The organism is Candidatus Nitrosopumilus salarius BD31 (assembly GCF_000242875.2).
Taxonomy (GTDB): domain Archaea; phylum Thermoproteota; class Nitrososphaeria; order Nitrososphaerales; family Nitrosopumilaceae; genus Nitrosopumilus; species Nitrosopumilus salarius.
In genome coordinates this window covers 1-16,288 of record NZ_AEXL02000075.1, presented here as the reverse complement: position 1 = coordinate 16,288, position 16,288 = coordinate 1, and the positions used below count along the sequence as shown (strand labels likewise).

The window sequence follows — 16,288 nt, the reverse complement described above, 5'->3', positions numbered from 1 at the left end:
CTCAATTTATGTTTGATGTAAAGTTTGTATATGGAAAATTGAATTAATTTTCTGTGACAGAAGAAAAAGAGAAGAAGAAAGTAGTTGCCTTACTATCAGGCGGTTTAGATAGTCAACTTGCTGTAAGAATGATGCAAGAACAAGGGTTTGAAGTTTCAGCTGTTGCAATAAAAACTCCTTTTTGTGATTTTGATTGTGGAAGAGGATGTGGATTTGAAATTAGAGAAAGAGCTGATGATCTAAATGTTAATTTAAAGACAGTTTATCTTGGTGATGAATATATTGAAATGCTAAAACATCCAAAACACGGGATTGGTGCTGGTTTTAATCCATGTGTTGATTGCAGAACAATGATGTTTGATGCAGCAAAAAAACACATGGAAGAAATTGGTGCAGAGTTTATCATATCAGGTGAAGTATTAGGTCAACGTCCAATGAGTCAACATTTAGATTCATTGAGAATGATTGAAAAAGACTCAAACCTTGTTGGAAAAATTGTTAGACCACTATCGGCAGGATTACTACCAGAAACAGATCCTGAAAAAGAAGGGTTGATCAAAAGAGAAGATCTTGGAATGATTAAAGGTAGAACAAGAAGAAATCAATTGGATATGGCTAAAAAATATGGTATTGAAAACCCTCCTAATGCAGGTGGAGGTTGTTTGTTAACAGAACCACAGTTTGGAATAAAAGCTAAAGATTTGTTTGAACATATTGAAACTCCAACAATTAATGACATTGATTTATTAAAAATTGGTAGACATTTCAGATTAGATGAAGAAACAAAATTTGTTGTTGGAAGAAATAAAGATGAAAATGAAATGATCAAAGCATTGGCATTACCAGAAGATATTTTACTTGAAGCAAAAGATTACGTAGGACCAGTTTCAATATTACGTGGTAAGAATGCAAAATCTCATATTGAATTTGCATCATCTGTAACTTTAAGATATTCAGATACGCCAGAAAGTGAAGAGGGGATTATTGTTGTTAAAAGTGACAATTCATCTGAAGAAATTAGTTCAAAATGTGCAAAGGAAGAATCATACATTAAATTCAGAATGTAGGCGTGAATTTTTTAAAAAATTAGTTAAAACTAAGGAAGAGTTTTTGAGTGAGTAGATCTCATTTTCAGCAAGGATGCAAAAACAAGAAAATCCAACATATCTCAAGGCTATAACAATTAGAGACATCAGTGATGTTCATTCTATCAAAGAAGATATCAAAAAAGATATGATTTTGATTCTAAGAGTAACACCATTAGCACAAAAAGATGTCGAGCAACTTCGTAAAGTAGTTGAAGAATTGTACTCCATTGCAAAAGCTGCAGATGCAGAGATTGCTAGATTAGGAGAAGAGAGGATTATTGTTGCACCATCAAGTATAAAGATCTGGAAACCAGAATACGATCTAAAATAATTTTATTGCTTCTTGAATTTGCGGATAGTGTGCTGGTACCTTATACATTCGTCTAATATTCATAGCAAGGTTTTCTGATTTCTTGCGTTCTCCGTGATTAACTAACACACGACGAAGTTTTGGTCTTAGTCTTTGAACAAATGACATTAATTGATTATAATCACTGTGTCCACTAAAACCATCTAGTTTTTCTACACCACAATTAATTGAAACAACTTCAACTTTTCCTTCTTTTCCTAACATGGTTGCTTGTTTTGATCCATCAAGAACTCTTCTTCCTAAAGTTCCATTAACTTGATAAGAAACAAACAATACTTTGTTCTTCTTATCAGGTGCAATATTTTTGAAGTATTCTAAAACAGGTCCACCTTCCAACATTCCAGATGTTGCTAAGATGATACATGGCGAGTTATCTCTCATTGGTTCTTCTCTAGCATCTCCATGTTCAATATTTGTAAAGTATTCAGAATCAAACGGATTATCATCAGTTTCTAAGATCTTTTGTTTTAGTTCTCTTGCAAGATATTCAGGATATGATTCATGTATGGCTGATGCTTCAGAGATCATCCCCTCAGTAAATACTGGTGCTTCGATCATTTCACCTGATTTCATATAGTGATCGATTACCATCATGATTTCTTGTGCACGCCCTACTGCTGGAATAGGTATCAGAACTTTACCTCCATCTGCTAATGTGTTGTTTACGGCATTTATGAAGGCAGATTCTACTTCTTGTCTAGTTGGTTGAATATCTTCTTTAAGACCATATGTACTTTCAATCAGTAATGTTTCAACTCGTGGGAAATTCCAACTAGCAGCTTCAAACAAAATACTTTTTCCAAATTTAATATCACCTGAGTAAACAAAGTTATGATCACCATTTCCTATATGAAAATGACACAATGCAGAGCCAAGTATATGACCTGCGTTTGCAAAAACTAGTTTAATATCAGGTGAAATATCAGTAACTGTTCCATAAGGCAATGTAATTGCTTGTCTCATAATCTGTTTTACATCTCGTTCAGCATAAATTGGAGTTCTACCTTGAGCAGCTGCTACTTTTATTGCATCTAATTGAATTAGATTCATCATCGGAAGTGTTGGTTCAGTACAATAGATAGGACCTTTGTAACCATATTTGCACAAAGCCGGTAAAAATCCAGTGTGATCCAAATGTGCATGTCCAATAACGATAGCATCAAGTTCATCTAGTGTAATATTGAGAGAGTCTAATCTAGGAAATGCATCCATTGGCGAACGTGCTCCTGGATTTATTCCACAGTCAATTAGGATCTTACTTTCAGGCGTAGATAGTAATAGTGAAGAACGTCCTACTTGGCCAAATCCACCAAGAGTATATAGTGAAACTTCAGTTCTTTGAGATAATCGGGGTCTAAAAATTTCATCACCTACTTGTTTAAGCTGTTTACTTCTTTCAGAAGAAGATTGTTTTAGAGTTGCATTAATTGTTTGAATCGTACGTGATGGTATGGTTGTTGCCTTTCTAACACGCAATCTCCAGCCTATTTTCTCAGTTACTTCAGCATGATTGAATTCCTTTGCATTTCTTTGTAATAACCAAGGTCTTTTTGCTTCGATTGATACTTCACCTGTAGTAGTATCAAAAAGAGTTGCTTGCAGATTTGCTTCTTTTGGAACACATTCCGCAAGAATTTTTCTAGCTTCGTCTTCAGGTTTTCTTATTGATTCATCAGTTCGTACAACAATTCTTTTTTTAATTATATTTACAAGATTAGATATTGTTTCATTATTTTCCATTAGATAACGTGGAGCATTTGTGTATAGAGCAATTCTCGGTCCCTCGTATTCAATTTTTGTTACACTTGCTTCCTTAGGTATACTTTGCAGTATGGTTGCCATAATACTCTGGCTACTAGGATCTGAATCTCTCTGTAATTGTTTTCTTTGCATTAAATCACTAAAGTTCGATGACTGCTTTCTTTTGTTCATCGGTCAAAAGACGGAATCCATCTTTATCCATTACTGCGATGTTAATTCCATCACCAGTACCAATGTTTCTAACTATTGCAGCTTTAACAGCTCGTAAAGCTATTTTCTTGGCTTCCTCAACTGTTAAATCTTTTTTATATTCTTCTTCAAGCAAACCATAAGCTACTGGTGAACCACTACCGGTCGTAACATATGATTTCTCTTCAACTGAGCCAAACATGTCAATATTAAATAATGCAGGTCCATTTGCATCAAAACCACCAACTAAGATGTCAGCCATAAATGGGTAACCTCTATTCTGATGGAATATCAAAGAGCAAAGTCTTGCAAGTGAGTGAATTGAGATCGGTCCTTGTTTTTCCACTCTATGAAGATTAGAATGATAACGTAAAATATCAACAATGTTTTGTGCATCTGCAACTCCTCCAGCTAGGGTTAATCCTGCGTGTAAATCGATTTTCTGAATTTTCATTGTGTTATTATTTGCAATAAAATAGCCTGCACTGGCTCTCATATCAGCACACAATACGACACCGTCTTTAGCCTTGATACCTACAGTGGTAGTCCCGTGCAGAATTTTTTCTTCAACATTATTTGACAAAATACACCTATTAAGATAAAGTAAATGGCATCTGACCCTTTTAAATAACTTTTTGATCCCTTGAAATGATAAATAATGAGAAAAAATCATGATCGCATGGATTCACACACAATGGAATTACCTAGGCAAATTGTTGTAGGTGAAAAAAATATTGGTGAATTTGGAGAATTTCTGTATAATTTAACTAAACCAAAGAAAGTTTCTCTAATTTCAGGAATTCATGTTAAAAAAATCATCAAATTAAGAATTGAAAAATCATTAAAGCTAAAAAAAATCAAATTTGCTTGGCACACATCAAAAGACAATCAAATAGAAACTCTAAATGAAATTCAGAAAGAAGTGAAAAAAGATCACAGTGATATAATTGCAGGTATAGGTGGTGGTCGTTCTGTAGATACAGCAAAACTAGTAGCTTTTAATTTAGATATTCCATTTGTTAGTGTGCCCACAGCAGCATCACATGATGGAATGGCAAGTCCATTTGTTTCTATAAAAAGTGATAAACCTCATTCTATTGTTGCAACAGCACCTTTGGGTGTTTTTGTAGATATAGATATAATCAAAAAAGCACCATCTAGATTGCTTGCAAGTGGATGTGGAGATCTTGTAGCAAACATAAGTGCTGTAAGAGATTGGAAGTTAGGACGAGATAGAACTGGTGAGTATTATGGGAGATATTCATCAAATTTGGCAATAATGAGTGCAAAGATAGTAATGGAAAAATCAGGTCTATACGCAAAGAAAGGACTAGATGCAAGAGTGATTGTAGAAGCTCTCATTAGTGCCGGAGTTGCGTCATGTATTGCAGGAAGCAGTAGACCGTGTTCTGGTGCAGAACATCTTTTTTCTCATGCATTAGATAAAATTGCACCTGGAAAAGGACTTCACGGTGAAAAATGTGGATTGGGTGCAATAATGATTACAAAACTTCAAGGTCAAGACTGGAAAAAAATTGTAAAGACACTCAAAGACGTAGGAGCTCCAACAACTGCAAAACAAATTGGATTAAAAGAAGAGCAAATCATAGATGCTTTAATGATTGCACAAGACTTGAGACCTGAAAGATATACAATTCTAAAAGAGATAGAAATGACAGAAAGAAGAGCAAGAAATCTTGCAAAGACTTGTAAAATTATTTAATTTAAGCAGTTTTTTGTTCGGGTACTTTTTCCTTTGGTTCAGGTTTCTTTTCTTGAGTTTGTTTATTGACATGTGTCTCAACAAAGTTTACCTTTTCCAAGGTCGGAACAAATTTGAAAATATCTAGTTGGATAAAGTGTTTCATAATTTGCAAACCATCAGCACGTAAAATTTCTTCAGGAATGACAATACTTACTTCTTTATCCTTCAAATCAAATGAAATTTTTGCATCCTCAACTGGGAGTCTATTTTTAAGAATTGAATCAATTTTGTCACTAGGAGATTCAAGTGATTTAATGACATTCACATCAAAAAGAATTGTTTTTCCTGCATATCGATGGTTGTAATCTACTTGAACTCTACCAGAACCGATAAAACGAATAATTCCTCTTTTATTATCAACTTCAATAGTATCACCTACTGAAACTTTTTCTGCATCTTCTCCCAATTTCCTAACAGGTATCATTCTAACTTTGCCAGCATCTCTTTCACCAAAACCTTTGTCAGGAGTAACTTCGACAGTTAGTTTATCTCCAACCGAAGTTTTTGCAAGTGCTTCATCCAATCCTTTTAGAACAGGATAAGATACTTCTCCAATAGAAACTAGTTTTGGTTGATATTTGACATTTTGTTCGTGAATAGAATATTTTTTTGCATCTTCTTCAATGGTTGTATCAAATATCTCGTCACTGTCTTTTACTTTTGCAGTATAATCAATTAGGATCAGTGAGCCTTTATTGAAAGTCAATGTGATCGGTCTCGAATTTCCTTATATTAAGTTAACATGGGTTTAGAGAGCTTTTAGTTTTTCTTCTGCAGTCTTTAGTCCTGCTTGAGCATCTACATCATATCCCATCATTGCTAAGGTGGATGAAATTGCAGAGATTGTTCTCATTACATGATATGGGCTAACTTCTCCCATGCATCCAACTCTGAATACTTTGCCTTTAAGATCACCAAATCCACCTGCAACTAATACTTTGAATTTATCAGCTAGTGTATTTCTGAAAGTTTTGTCTTGAAGTCCTTCCAAGTAATTTAATGCAACTATTGAGATTGAACGATCTTCTTCTTTAGCAAATGGAGTAAGACCCATTGCACTTAATCCAGAATATAACGCATCTGAACAAACTTTATGGCGTTTAAAGACATTTTGTAATCCTTCTTCTAACATTATTGTTAATGCTTCTCTATACGCATAAAGTAACGGAAGTGCTGGTGTAAAAGGAGTATGTTTTTCCTCATCATAATATTTGAAGTATCTTGCTAAATTGAAATACATTGTTGGGGGTGGATTTGCTATCATGTATTTTTTGGCTTTTGCACTAACAGATATTGGTGAAATTCCTGGAGGAGCAGCAATTGCTTTTTGTGCGCCAGTCATACATACATCAATATTCCATTTATCGACTGGAAGTTGGGCACCGCCAAGTAATGAAACAGAATCTACAACATAGAATGCATCATTTCTTGATGTTAAATCAGATACTTTATCAAGATAATTTACCATTGTTCCTGTTGAAGTTTCATTGTGAACAACATAGAATGCTTTAACATCTTTATTATTATCAAATGCTTCCTTAATTTGTTCAAAAGTTGCATTTTGTCCAGGTGGGGTTTGAAGTTTTACAACATTCGCACCTTGACCTTCAATTAGTTGTGCTAATCTACCACTAAATTCTCCATTTACAGGAATGATAATTTTATCGCCTTTTTTAACTAAATTTACTACTCCTGCTTCTACTGCACCAGTTCCAGATGCAGATAAAGCAACAATATCATTTTGTGTTTCAAAAACTTGTTGAGTTTTTGCCACAACATCAGTGTATAATTCTACAAAATCATCACTCCTGTGATTAATGATAGGTGCAAGCATTGCTCTCATAACTCTATTAGGTACATTTGTTGGACCAGGAAGCATTGAAAGATATTCCATATGTTATCTATCTGTCAGTACAATATGGGGTTTATTTATAATTAGAGATTTTTTAGATGCTCTCTAGCACTAGTGTTTTTCAAAAAATTTTTTGTACCTTCAGGAACCAGATCTTCCCATTTTTGATCGCTAATTATGAGATCTCTAATGTGAGTTCCAGATAATTCATCTCTATTCAAAAATGGAATAGAAACAACTTGGGTTGTTCTTTTAGAATACAGATGTTTTGTTAATTCATCATTAGAGAAAATTATATCAAATTTGGGAACAATTGTATCTATTTTTTCAATCCACTTTACATGATTATCTACATCTGGAATAAAATAAATAGAAATTTTCTCTTTCATTGAATCATCAATTGAGGATAGAATCATTTCTTTTCGTTCCTCAGCAGTAAATGGATTGTTTTTTTCTACAGGTTTGTTAGAGCTGCCCAAACCTACCCACAATTTATCAACTTTTGATAATGCAAAACGTAATGCCTCAAGATGGCCTAAATGAAAAGGTTGGAATCTTCCTATTAACAAGCCATTCATACAGAAATATAGAAAAATTCTTTTTAAAAAACTATCATAAAGAGTGATTATCAGAAATAATTGTGGATTTTCTAAAAATTAATGGAGATTATGGTGAGGGTGGAGGACAAATAATACGCTCTGCCATTACACTTTCATGTATAACCAAACAACCAATTCATCTAGAAAACATTAGAAAAAATAGAAAAATTCCTGGATTAAGACCACAACATCTTACTGCAATAAACATTCTTCAAAAGATATCAAATGCTAAAGTTATTGGAGCAGAGATTGGATCTACGGAACTAAAATTTATTCCAAATAATATTGAAAGTTTACAATTAATTGAAGATGTAGGAACAGCTGGAAGTATTTCATTAATTGCACAAGTTTTGATTCCTGTTGTATCGATTTCTCAAAAAAAGCTCAATTTAAGAATTAAAGGTGGTACAGATGTTCCTTGGAGCCCTACATTTGATTATACTCAACATGTACTTAGAGAAGCATATTCAAGAATGGGAATAAAATTTTCAATTGAATTAACTAAACGTGGATATTATCCAAAAGGAGGTGGGGAAATTAGTTTACAAGTATATCCTTCACATTTAAAATCAACATCACTTACAAAAAGAAAAACTAATTATGTAAAATTAATTTCTACATTTTCAAAAATATCAGAAGAAAGAATTAGAAATCAAATTAAAGAAATTAAAAGGGAATTAACTGATAAAAATTTTCTTGTTGAGGAAGAAATTAAAAATCAAGATGCAGTTGATTCAGGAGCCTCATTATTGATTTACAGTATTGATGAAAATTCAATTATAGGAGTTGATGCATTATTTGATAAAAAAACACAAAGATTCGATATAGATGTTGATAAATTTACAAATTCCTTAGCAGTAGATGATAATTTAGCAGATATGCTAGTGGTTCCTGCAAGTTTAGGAAATGAAAAAACAAGATTTCAAGTTAAAGAAATTACAAAACATTTAGAGACAAATTTGTTTGTAACATCAAAAATTACAGGTTGTAAATATGGAATTGGGAAGATAAAAGAAGGGTTTGAGGTAATTATAGAAGGGATATCAGACTCCAGCATCAAGCAATGATGCAAAAAATAGAATTGCAACTGATAAAACTACGGTGATTTCTCCAAGAATTATAATTTTTTTTCTTAATTTTTGAATGTCAGGATTTAACATTTGATTTGACATAATTTTTACTTCCACATCTTTACGAATTACTCTTACATGAATTACATAAGTCACAATCAGTGCAATTACAAGTAATATTTTGATTATTAGAAAAGTTCCATAACTTGTTCCGACAAGTAAATCAGGTTTACTCAATAAAGCAAATGAACTATACAATCCAGTTGTCATGAGAATAATCAATGATGGAACTGCAATTTTGTTAAACCGTCTTCCAACACGAATCATTATTTGCATTCTTTCTTCAACAGAGTTACTCATTGTTTTTAGAAGTGGTGAAAATACAATTCCAATGAAAAGTGAACCTCCAACCCATATTGCAGCTGAAACAAGATGAATCCAAGTAAGAATTGCTTGTTCTATTGCACTCATAGATTATCATATTTTAAATCAAATATTATGTATTTGGATCTTGACAACCTTTTTTAGTTGTACAAATCTGTTAACATTGAAATGGCACTCCAAAGTAAAATGACAGTTTATGTAGCAATTGGCGGTGTCTTTGCGTTAATGGGCGGAATTGTTTTCTATGCAAGTTTAGATAATGTAGATCTTGACCAAATTGAAATTAATTTGGTTAGTGTAGAGTTAAGAGATTCAAATGCAGCAAATAATCAAGTAAAATTAGATGTCACATTTTTGATAAAAAATCCAAGTGATAAAACATTGACTGTTTCAACTATAGACTATCAGCTTTATGCCGATGATGTGTTATTGGGCTCTGGGTTATATTCAACGGCAGATATTGCCTTACCAGGTAGAGCATTATTCCACGAAGGGGCAGAAGTTCCTTTGAAAAACATATTCATTTTAAGCAAGTCTGATGAAAATTCAGAAATCTATGAAGATGTTGTAAATGGTAAGATTACTAGTTTTACTGCAGAAGGACGAATCATAACACAAACTTCTTGGAGTGAATCTGAAAAAGAATTCAAAAGTGGTTATTAATTAAAAAGTGGGCCGAGTGAGATTCGAACTCACGATCACTGCCGTGTCGAGGCAGTATCCTAACCAGCTAGACTACCGGCCCATTGAGGTACAAGGTATGAGGGGGAATTATTAACGTTTAACAAAAGAATGAATAAAAAGAAAAAAAGAGTGTAATAGATGACAAGTGATTTTACTGAAGCGGAGAAAAGAGGTTTCTATAAGGCAATTTATTCAAGAAGGGATGTAAGATCACATTTTACCTCAAAACCCATCGAAGATGACATTTTATCAAAAATTCTTCATGCTGCACATCATGCTCCATCAGTAGGATTTTCTCAACCATGGAATTTTATTTTAATAAAAAACATTGAAACAAAAAAGAAAATAAAAGAATCTTTTGACAAAGAGAAAAGTCGTTCATCTCAATTAATAGAAGATCCAAAAAAATCAAAGTATCTTTCATTCAAGTTAGAAGGAATCTTAGAATCTCCAGTAAATCTTTGTGTAACTTATGATCCTACAAAATTTGGTCCATTTGTAATTGGTAGATCAAGCATTCCAGAAGCAGGTTTGTATAGTGTATGTTGTGCAATTCAAAATTTGTGGTTATCAGCAAGAACAGAAGGTATAGGTCTTGGTTGGGTAAGCATATTGTCTAATCAAATACTAAAAGAATCTCTAGAATTACCAGATCATGTAATTCCTGTTGCATATTTGTGCTTGGGATATGTAGATGATTTTGCAGAAAAACCAGATCTTGAAAGTGCAGGTTGGTTACCAAGACTTGATTTGAAAGATGTAGTATACTTTGAAAAATGGAATGATAAAGAAAATAAAAATTGGAAAAGTATTCAAAATATGATCAAAGAAAATATGGATTACGCTTAAATAATTAAGAATGTTTTTTTTGCTGGGTTTGTGGCGCAGAGTCAATTTGACGCGAAACATGGATAGCGCAGTAGCCTCCTAAGTTACAGGTCGAGGGATCGAAGCCCTCCAAACCCGCTTTATTTCAAATAATTATTGGAATTTAAATACAAAGACAATTAGTTGTAACTATGAAAGTAGTTGTAATTTCTGGTAGTCCAAGAAAAAATTCCAATACACAAATAATTATGAAATATGTTTATGAATATACTAAATCAAAAAACCAAGATACAAAATTAATCAATCTTTCTGAAGATCAAATTGAGTATTATAGAGGACCAGATGAAGAATACAATACCGTTACAAAGATGGCAATTGAGGATATTACAAATGCCGATGTGTGGTTGATTGGTACTCCAATTTATAATTCATTTTTTAGTTCAGCATTAAAAAATCTGTTTGAATATATCAATTATAAAAAAACTTCTGGAAAGGTTGCAGGAATCACAATTTTGGGCTCTGGAACTATAGGTTTTATCAATGTTCAAACATTGGTTACGCAATTATTATCATATTTTAGAGTAGTAACAAATCCAAAACCAGTTTTCCTTACTACAGAATCTATTACTGAAAATTCTCTTTCAAATATAGATGGACAAAATAAACTAAAAGAAATGGTAGATGATACTTTACAGATTGCTTCCAAATTACATTGAGATTAATGTACAGATAGATTATGAAAATTTCACAGTAAATATACTCAAAAATAGCCTCAATTTGACCTTCATCAAAATTCAGTATTCCAAGCTTGATTGAAAATTATTCATTTGTATTAGTTTAAGCATAGTAAAATTCCATAATTATTTGCTAAAATAAAATTATTATTTAAAATCTGAATACTCACATAATCTGAAATATAATTTTGAATAAGTAACTCCGTAAATTCCCAAGCAGGTTTATTATTTATCAAAAAATTGATTAGAACTTTTTTCAATTCAAATGGAATTGTTTATTAAATTAATTCAGTTTAAAGAAAAATTTGTTTTGTAAATGAGTTTGTGAGAAAAACCATAGAACAATAAACAGCTATATTCAGACTAGTAGAAATTATAGATTTAAACATCTTAAAACAACTCTAAAAAATATAAGATTTAATCCAATTTATTCACGTTTAAAATGCAAAAGTCAAATATTGACATTATGTAGTAATAATACTAATGAGTTTGAAAAAGGATCCAACAGAACTGTGTTCATGTAAATGTCATTTTGGAGGTGCAGTTAGTTGTCCTGGGTGTAAGAGCAATCATGGAATAGAGTGCTCTCATTGTAAAAGTTAAGATCTATTTCTTGGAATTGTGTTTAGAAGCTAGCATTTTTAGATTAGCCAATTCAGTTTTTAATGATTCAATCTGTACTAGAGTTTGCAAATTAGATATCTCTTGATTTAATCTTTCAATTTCACTGTCTTTTAGTTTTACAGATTCTTTTAGACTACTTAGTTCTGCAGATAATTCGCCTTGAACTTGTTTAATTTCTGAAAGACTGACTTGGTTACCCGTAGTTGTGGTTTGAATAGTTTGTAAATTACTCAAGCTTTTTTTTTCATTGTGAGCATGTGCTGGTGCATGTTTATGCATATAATCAGTACTTTTTTGGGATATCCAACATGTAAATGTCAGAAACCAAGTAATTGGAACGCATATAATAAATACAAAATTCAGTATTGGTGCAAAATCAACAAAGATTGGCCAAAGTCCAGTTAGTACTGCTGCGAAGACTCCAGTCACTACTGTAGCCAAATGATTGCCCAAATATCCCATAATTGTTTAAAAAATTCATTATTTATAACGGTAATGCTAAAAATCACAAAAAGATATAATTAAAAAGAAAAAAGAGCCGAATTTATTCGTCTTCTTCAGAGGTAGTTGTTTTAGGCATATCAGATTGTAAGATTTGGATCTTTTGCAATAGCTCAGTTCTCAGATCTCTTGCAACTCTTCTTACAGTTGGTCTTGGAACACCAAGTTCATCAACAACTTTGGTGTAGATATCCTGTTTGTCGGTTACCCCCTTGTCAAGATAAGAATTAATCGCTTCTTTAATTATCGTGCTTTGGTTTGTACGATTCAACGAATTCTAAATTTTAATTGTTCTATATAAGACTATAACTTCTGGATTTTTGAATTGTCATATTTAATAAATTCATATTTTGATTTAGAACAAATTAAAAAAATCTTAAAAAAAGTTTTAGTTAGAGATCAACGAATAACGTACTGATATGTATAGATTTTTCAAAGTACATTAAACATCTATAAGAATTTTTGAAGAGTTTTTCGCAAAAGACTCTTATGATATAATTGCAGATTATTTTTTATGACTACAGCAAATATAGAAACTAATTTTGGAAAGATATCATTTAAACTTCTGCCTGAATTGGCTCCTGAAACTGTAAGAAATTTTGAAAAATTAGCTAGAGATGGATTCTATGATGGAACTCTTTTTCATAGAGTGATTCCTGGATTTATGATTCAAGGTGGCGATCCTAACACAAAGACCGATAACAAAGGTTCATGGGGAATGGGAGGGCCAGGATACAGCATAAAAGCTGAATTCAATTCAAGATCCCATTTACGAGGTATTGTTTCCATGGCTAGATCACAAGATCCAGATAGTGCTGGTTCACAGTTTTTCATAGTAACATCTGATAGTACATTCCTTGACAGACAATACACTGTATTTGGGGAGGTAATTGATGGAATGGATGTTGCAGATAAAATTGTAAATCTTCAAAGAGATGGTAATGACTGTCCTTTAGAAAAAGCATCAATGAATCATGTGACAGTGGAATAAATGAAAACAAAGTTTTTTGGGCTTTTAGTTATTTTATTGACAATATCAGTTATTCCTGTAGCTGAGGCACAAATTTCGTTTGGAGAAAAAGCGGTACAGAAATCTGTCGAAGTGACCATAAATTCAGCAGGGGATGTTCATGTCAGGCATGTTATACAATCGTCAAACATACCAAAGCAAGTTGAATTGGTTTATGGAACAGTTTCGGATATCATAGTAACAAATGAACAAGGAGAAGAGCAGCAATTTACGGTCATTGGAGACAATAACGGAGTACTGATAATGCCATCTAATGAAAAGTCTGTTTTAGAATACAATATTGAAGATGTGCTTGTTCAAAAAGACAATGTTTGGACATGGAATTTTAGATATCTTGAAACAACTTCATTTATTTTTCCTGAAGAAGTAGATGTGGTTTATGCAAATGATCGTACTGTTTTTTTAGATGATAAAAAAGGAATTACGTGTCATGGATGTCAGATGCTATTAGAGTATACGATTGATGAGCCAAAAAAATTTAAAATATAAAATGGGAAGACAAAGAATTTGTTGTAGAAATTAGAGGTTACACAAATATCGATAATTTTATTTTTGATCAACCAACAAAGAGTATTACATTTGATATTTCAGATGGAGATAGATATGTAAATACAATAATTCCATTAGAGTTGTTATGGGAACCATATACAGTATTACAAAATGATGAACCTATATTCTTCCGTGATTTTAACAATGGAACACATGTATGGCTTAACTATAAACCAGATGCAGCAAGTAAAATAATGATTGTAGGAACAACTGTTGTTCCCGAGTTTCCGATTTTTGCACCTTTAGCAGTTGGATTTTTAATGATATTATCTATTCCGTTAATTAGGAAATTTAATCTCCGCTAGAACCACAGCTACAAAAACCATATTCATCAATTCGGACGTCACAAATGGGGCATTTTTCACCATAGTCTACTTCCCATGGTTCTTTCCCAAAAAGTTTGAAATGATCATCAATTTCTAAGGGAATCTCCCTTTTCTTTTCCAATGATTTGTATAGGTATCGCAACTATACATACATTATCGGAGAATAATATGGAGATTGAATGTGGCTGTCATTGTATAAAATGCAAGAGTACAGAACTTGAATCAAGTAGAGTTGGACAAGTTGAAAATGATGGATATTTTGACATGCATCATACTTGTAAACAATGTAATACTCATTTTGATCACTTAGATGGTGAAGTTTTTTCTAATTGTGAAAAGTGTAATTATTCTTTTAATTAACCACTAGTGATTCTTGAACAAAATAATGGGTTCTATTTTCACTAGAGTCCTTCATAATTTCTTTGTTTGATGCCATTTTTGCTAAAGCCTTTGACACATCTAATGGACCTGCAGCCCAACCATATTCTCTAAGCTGTTGTACAATTTCAGTAACTGTTCTGGGAGAATCAAAGAATTTACTTGTCTCTAAAATTCTTAATTTTGATTTAATTTCATGAGGTGTGATGTATTTCGGTTCGTTAAATTCTGGCTCATATGCTTCAGCATCATCTAGATATTCTAAACCAAACTGAGCTGGATGCTCAAATTCGGTTGGTTTTTGGCTAGATTCAGTTTCATAAACGATTTTTGCTTGATTGTCTGGTAAATGCTGTGAAATGTTGTCAATTATTTCCCCCAAGGTTTGATTATCAACATAAAAATCTCTAGAGTCAACCTCAATTTCATTTTCCCCTAGCTTAAGTTTGATTCTTGCCACTGATAAATAATCAGATAATTTTGATTTATTCTGTTAGCTCTAATGAGCTTAAAGATTAGATCAAAACTTTTACACAATTTATTGGAATTTTTTCCCTTTTGAGTTAAAATGTAATTTTTAGAGAATTAGTCATGAAATCATCCAAAAAGGCAGGCATAGTAGTTCTATTTCTATTGGGTATGAGTATTTTTGGATATTCACAATATGCCTCTGCATCACAAATAGGTGTCAGTATTTCACAGAGTGAATTGCTTGATGAAACTGAAAGTGGTTCAAACTATAATATTGAATTACGTTTTGAAAATCCTTCATTATTAATAATGACTGCAGGTGAAACTGAATTCTTTGTTATAGATAATGATGAGATTATTGGAAAGGGTCAGCTAGAATCATTCACATTATATCCATTAGATAGTAGTTTTGTTAAAGGAACTTTTCATACAGACTCCAATACAAATGAAGAATCACAATCTGTAAGGATTACAGGAGTAACAAAATATGATGTAATAGTTACATCCATTGATGTACCTTTTGTATATTATCCAACAGAGGAACAGGCAAGAGAATTTATACATCAAAATTAATTTCTTACCAAATGCTTACTGTTTTTGGATCAACAGCGTTAGACACTATTAGAACTCCAAAAAAAACATTAAAGAATGTTCTAGGTGGCGCAGCAACATTTGCAGCAATTTCAGCAAGTAATTTTGTAGATACAGGGTTAATTGCAGTTGTTGGTAAAGACTTTCCAAAACAGCATCATAGAATCTTGTCAAAGTATCTTGATTTACAAGGATTGACTATCAAAGAAGGTAAAACATTTCGTTATGATGGTAAGTATGATGATACGTTGAGTACTAGATCAACTTTAAAAACAGAATTAAATGTACTTGGAAATTTCAAAGCAACTGTACCTGAAGCTTATAGAAAATCTCAATTTGTATATCTTGCAAACAATGATCCTGAACAAAATACTTCATTGATCAAAGAATTTGATAAAGTAAAATTTTCAATGTGTGATACAATAGATTTTTGGATTTCAACCAAACGAGAGGCCGTAATTAAAATGATTAAAGCTGTTGATGCAGTTGTAATT

The 16,288-nt window shown here is 32.3% G+C and carries 23 protein-coding genes and 2 tRNA genes; 14 read left to right on the top strand and 11 right to left on the bottom strand.

Annotated elements, in window-relative coordinates; translation table 11 throughout:
* The first annotated feature begins 53 nt into the window (after positions 1-53).
* Both BD31_RS03385 and sepF read left to right on the top strand, forming a co-directional pair.
* Positions 54-1,067, top strand: a complete 1,014-nt coding sequence (locus tag BD31_RS03385; RefSeq protein ID WP_008298661.1) for a DUF814 domain-containing protein — start codon at positions 54-56, stop codon at positions 1,065-1,067.
* A gap of 73 nt (positions 1,068-1,140) precedes the next feature.
* Positions 1,141-1,419 (top strand): cell division protein SepF, encoded by a 279-nt coding sequence (gene sepF / locus BD31_RS03380; protein WP_008298573.1) that lies wholly within the window; start codon positions 1,141-1,143, stop codon positions 1,417-1,419.
* Here the strand turns inward: sepF and BD31_RS03375 are convergent.
* Together BD31_RS03375 and psmB are read right to left on the bottom strand one after the other, a co-directional pair.
* Entirely contained in the window at positions 1,411-3,351 is a 1,941-nt protein-coding gene (locus BD31_RS03375; protein WP_008298637.1) for a beta-CASP ribonuclease aCPSF1, read from the bottom strand. The genes sepF and BD31_RS03375 overlap by 9 nt on opposite strands.
* Before the next feature lie 7 nt (positions 3,352-3,358).
* On the bottom strand, positions 3,359-3,991 hold the full coding sequence (psmB, locus tag BD31_RS03370) for an archaeal proteasome endopeptidase complex subunit beta (protein ID WP_008298567.1): 633 nt from the start codon (positions 3,989-3,991) through the stop codon (positions 3,359-3,361).
* Between the two features lie 75 nt (positions 3,992-4,066).
* Between psmB and BD31_RS03365 the strand changes: the two genes are divergently transcribed.
* Entirely contained in the window at positions 4,067-5,131 is a 1,065-nt protein-coding gene (locus tag BD31_RS03365; RefSeq protein WP_008298618.1) for a sn-glycerol-1-phosphate dehydrogenase, read from the top strand.
* A 1-nt stretch (position 5,132) separates the two neighbouring features.
* Here BD31_RS03365 and BD31_RS03360 read toward each other — a convergent pair whose 3' ends face one another.
* Genes BD31_RS03360 through BD31_RS03350 form a run of 3 tightly spaced genes read right to left on the bottom strand, consistent with a single transcriptional unit; the run spans position 5,133 to position 7,603 of the window.
* Positions 5,133-5,879 (bottom strand): peptidylprolyl isomerase, encoded by a 747-nt coding sequence (locus tag BD31_RS03360; RefSeq protein ID WP_008298582.1) that lies wholly within the window; start codon positions 5,877-5,879, stop codon positions 5,133-5,135.
* A gap of 42 nt (positions 5,880-5,921) precedes the next feature.
* Positions 5,922-7,067: a pyridoxal-phosphate-dependent aminotransferase family protein gene (locus tag BD31_RS03355; RefSeq protein ID WP_008298563.1), complete on the bottom strand. Its 1,146-nt coding sequence runs from the start codon at positions 7,065-7,067 to the stop codon at positions 5,922-5,924.
* Between the two features lie 41 nt (positions 7,068-7,108).
* Positions 7,109-7,603 carry a nicotinamide-nucleotide adenylyltransferase gene (locus tag BD31_RS03350; protein ID WP_008298686.1) on the bottom strand — a complete coding sequence of 165 codons (495 nt, stop codon included), beginning with the start codon at positions 7,601-7,603 and terminating at the stop codon, positions 7,109-7,111.
* Positions 7,604-7,665: 62 nt separating this feature from the next.
* Here BD31_RS03350 and rtcA point away from each other — a divergent pair, with 62 nt between their 5' ends.
* The gene (gene rtcA, locus BD31_RS03345) at positions 7,666-8,691 is read left to right on the top strand and encodes an RNA 3'-terminal phosphate cyclase (RefSeq protein ID WP_008298654.1); all 1,026 of its coding nucleotides are present in this window, start codon (positions 7,666-7,668) and stop codon (positions 8,689-8,691) included.
* Here the strand turns inward: rtcA and BD31_RS03340 are convergent.
* Complete coding sequence (locus BD31_RS03340) at positions 8,668-9,165, bottom strand: CopD family protein (protein WP_008298658.1); 498 nt, start codon at positions 9,163-9,165, stop codon at positions 8,668-8,670. The two genes, rtcA and BD31_RS03340, sit on opposite strands and share 24 nt — an antisense overlap.
* 81 nt (positions 9,166-9,246) lie before the next feature.
* Between BD31_RS03340 and BD31_RS03335 the strand changes: the two genes are divergently transcribed.
* Positions 9,247-9,741: a hypothetical protein gene (locus BD31_RS03335; RefSeq protein ID WP_238536053.1), complete on the top strand. Its 495-nt coding sequence runs from the start codon at positions 9,247-9,249 to the stop codon at positions 9,739-9,741.
* An 8-nt stretch (positions 9,742-9,749) separates the two neighbouring features.
* Here the strand turns inward: BD31_RS03335 and BD31_RS03330 are convergent.
* Positions 9,750-9,823: transfer RNA gene (locus BD31_RS03330), tRNA-Val, on the bottom strand.
* 77 nt (positions 9,824-9,900) lie between these two features.
* On the opposite strand from BD31_RS03330, the gene bluB reads away from it, so the two are divergent.
* The 3 genes from bluB (at position 9,901) to BD31_RS03320 (ending at position 11,306) form a co-directional block, all read left to right on the top strand.
* Complete coding sequence (gene bluB, locus BD31_RS03325; RefSeq protein WP_008298607.1) at positions 9,901-10,611, top strand: 5,6-dimethylbenzimidazole synthase; 711 nt, start codon at positions 9,901-9,903, stop codon at positions 10,609-10,611.
* 24 nt (positions 10,612-10,635) lie between these two features.
* Positions 10,636-10,728, top strand: a tRNA-Arg gene (locus BD31_RS10030).
* Between the two features lie 53 nt (positions 10,729-10,781).
* Positions 10,782-11,306, top strand: coding sequence for an NADPH-dependent FMN reductase (locus BD31_RS03320; protein WP_008298577.1), 525 nt, complete (start codon positions 10,782-10,784; stop codon positions 11,304-11,306).
* Positions 11,307-11,930: 624 nt separating this feature from the next.
* Here the strand turns inward: BD31_RS03320 and BD31_RS03315 are convergent.
* A complete protein-coding gene (locus tag BD31_RS03315; RefSeq protein ID WP_008298671.1) occupies positions 11,931-12,410 on the bottom strand; it encodes a hypothetical protein in 480 nt (159 codons plus the stop codon).
* Between the two features lie 82 nt (positions 12,411-12,492).
* Positions 12,493-12,720 (bottom strand): hypothetical protein, encoded by a 228-nt coding sequence (locus tag BD31_RS03310; RefSeq protein ID WP_008298605.1) that lies wholly within the window; start codon positions 12,718-12,720, stop codon positions 12,493-12,495.
* Positions 12,721-12,963: 243 nt separating this feature from the next.
* On the opposite strand from BD31_RS03310, the gene BD31_RS03305 reads away from it, so the two are divergent.
* The 3 genes from BD31_RS03305 (at position 12,964) to BD31_RS10705 (ending at position 14,333) form a co-directional block, all read left to right on the top strand.
* Positions 12,964-13,440, top strand: coding sequence for a peptidylprolyl isomerase (locus BD31_RS03305; RefSeq protein ID WP_008298657.1), 477 nt, complete (start codon positions 12,964-12,966; stop codon positions 13,438-13,440).
* Entirely contained in the window at positions 13,441-13,968 is a 528-nt protein-coding gene (locus tag BD31_RS10710) for a hypothetical protein (protein WP_008298613.1), read from the top strand.
* A gap of 140 nt (positions 13,969-14,108) precedes the next feature.
* The gene (locus tag BD31_RS10705; protein ID WP_238536052.1) at positions 14,109-14,333 is read left to right on the top strand and encodes a hypothetical protein; all 225 of its coding nucleotides are present in this window, start codon (positions 14,109-14,111) and stop codon (positions 14,331-14,333) included.
* Here the strand turns inward: BD31_RS10705 and BD31_RS10700 are convergent.
* Entirely contained in the window at positions 14,320-14,475 is a 156-nt protein-coding gene (locus BD31_RS10700; RefSeq protein WP_008298557.1) for a hypothetical protein, read from the bottom strand. The two genes, BD31_RS10705 and BD31_RS10700, sit on opposite strands and share 14 nt — an antisense overlap.
* A 47-nt stretch (positions 14,476-14,522) precedes the next feature.
* Between BD31_RS10700 and BD31_RS03295 the strand changes: the two genes are divergently transcribed.
* On the top strand, positions 14,523-14,714 hold the full coding sequence (locus tag BD31_RS03295; protein ID WP_048097406.1) for a hypothetical protein: 192 nt from the start codon (positions 14,523-14,525) through the stop codon (positions 14,712-14,714).
* On the opposite strand, the gene BD31_RS03290 is transcribed toward BD31_RS03295, so the two are convergent.
* Entirely contained in the window at positions 14,707-15,192 is a 486-nt protein-coding gene (locus BD31_RS03290) for a hypothetical protein (protein WP_008298629.1), read from the bottom strand. The two genes, BD31_RS03295 and BD31_RS03290, sit on opposite strands and share 8 nt — an antisense overlap.
* 131 nt (positions 15,193-15,323) lie before the next feature.
* On the opposite strand from BD31_RS03290, the gene BD31_RS03285 reads away from it, so the two are divergent.
* Together BD31_RS03285 and BD31_RS03280 are read left to right on the top strand one after the other, a co-directional pair.
* A complete protein-coding gene (locus tag BD31_RS03285) occupies positions 15,324-15,776 on the top strand; it encodes an ATP-binding protein (RefSeq protein WP_008298669.1) in 453 nt (150 codons plus the stop codon).
* A gap of 11 nt (positions 15,777-15,787) precedes the next feature.
* Positions 15,788-16,288 (top strand): carbohydrate kinase family protein (locus tag BD31_RS03280; protein WP_008298696.1); only part of this gene is annotated, 501 nt, incomplete at its 3' end.

Bases quoted from the DNA above. Each gene is read 5' to 3' on its own strand.
- sepF (WP_008298573.1), top strand. From the start codon at position 1,141: ATGCAAAAACAAGAAAATCCAACATATCTCAAGGCTATAACAATTAGA.
- BD31_RS03375 (WP_008298637.1), bottom strand. From the start codon at position 3,351: ATGCAAAGAAAACAATTACAGAGAGATTCAGATCCTAGTAGCCAGAGT.
- BD31_RS03365 (WP_008298618.1), top strand. From the start codon at position 4,067: ATGAGAAAAAATCATGATCGCATGGATTCACACACAATGGAATTACCT.
- BD31_RS03355 (WP_008298563.1), bottom strand. From the start codon at position 7,067: ATGGAATATCTTTCAATGCTTCCTGGTCCAACAAATGTACCTAATAGA.
- BD31_RS03350 (WP_008298686.1), bottom strand. From the start codon at position 7,603: ATGAATGGCTTGTTAATAGGAAGATTCCAACCTTTTCATTTAGGCCAT.
- BD31_RS03340 (WP_008298658.1), bottom strand. From the start codon at position 9,165: ATGAGTGCAATAGAACAAGCAATTCTTACTTGGATTCATCTTGTTTCA.
- BD31_RS03335 (WP_238536053.1), top strand. From the start codon at position 9,247: ATGGCACTCCAAAGTAAAATGACAGTTTATGTAGCAATTGGCGGTGTC.
- bluB (WP_008298607.1), top strand. From the start codon at position 9,901: ATGACAAGTGATTTTACTGAAGCGGAGAAAAGAGGTTTCTATAAGGCA.
- BD31_RS03320 (WP_008298577.1), top strand. From the start codon at position 10,782: ATGAAAGTAGTTGTAATTTCTGGTAGTCCAAGAAAAAATTCCAATACA.
- BD31_RS03315 (WP_008298671.1), bottom strand. From the start codon at position 12,410: ATGGGATATTTGGGCAATCATTTGGCTACAGTAGTGACTGGAGTCTTC.
- BD31_RS03305 (WP_008298657.1), top strand. From the start codon at position 12,964: ATGACTACAGCAAATATAGAAACTAATTTTGGAAAGATATCATTTAAA.
- BD31_RS10710 (WP_008298613.1), top strand. From the start codon at position 13,441: ATGAAAACAAAGTTTTTTGGGCTTTTAGTTATTTTATTGACAATATCA.
- BD31_RS03295 (WP_048097406.1), top strand. From the start codon at position 14,523: ATGGAGATTGAATGTGGCTGTCATTGTATAAAATGCAAGAGTACAGAA.
- BD31_RS03285 (WP_008298669.1), top strand. From the start codon at position 15,324: ATGAAATCATCCAAAAAGGCAGGCATAGTAGTTCTATTTCTATTGGGT.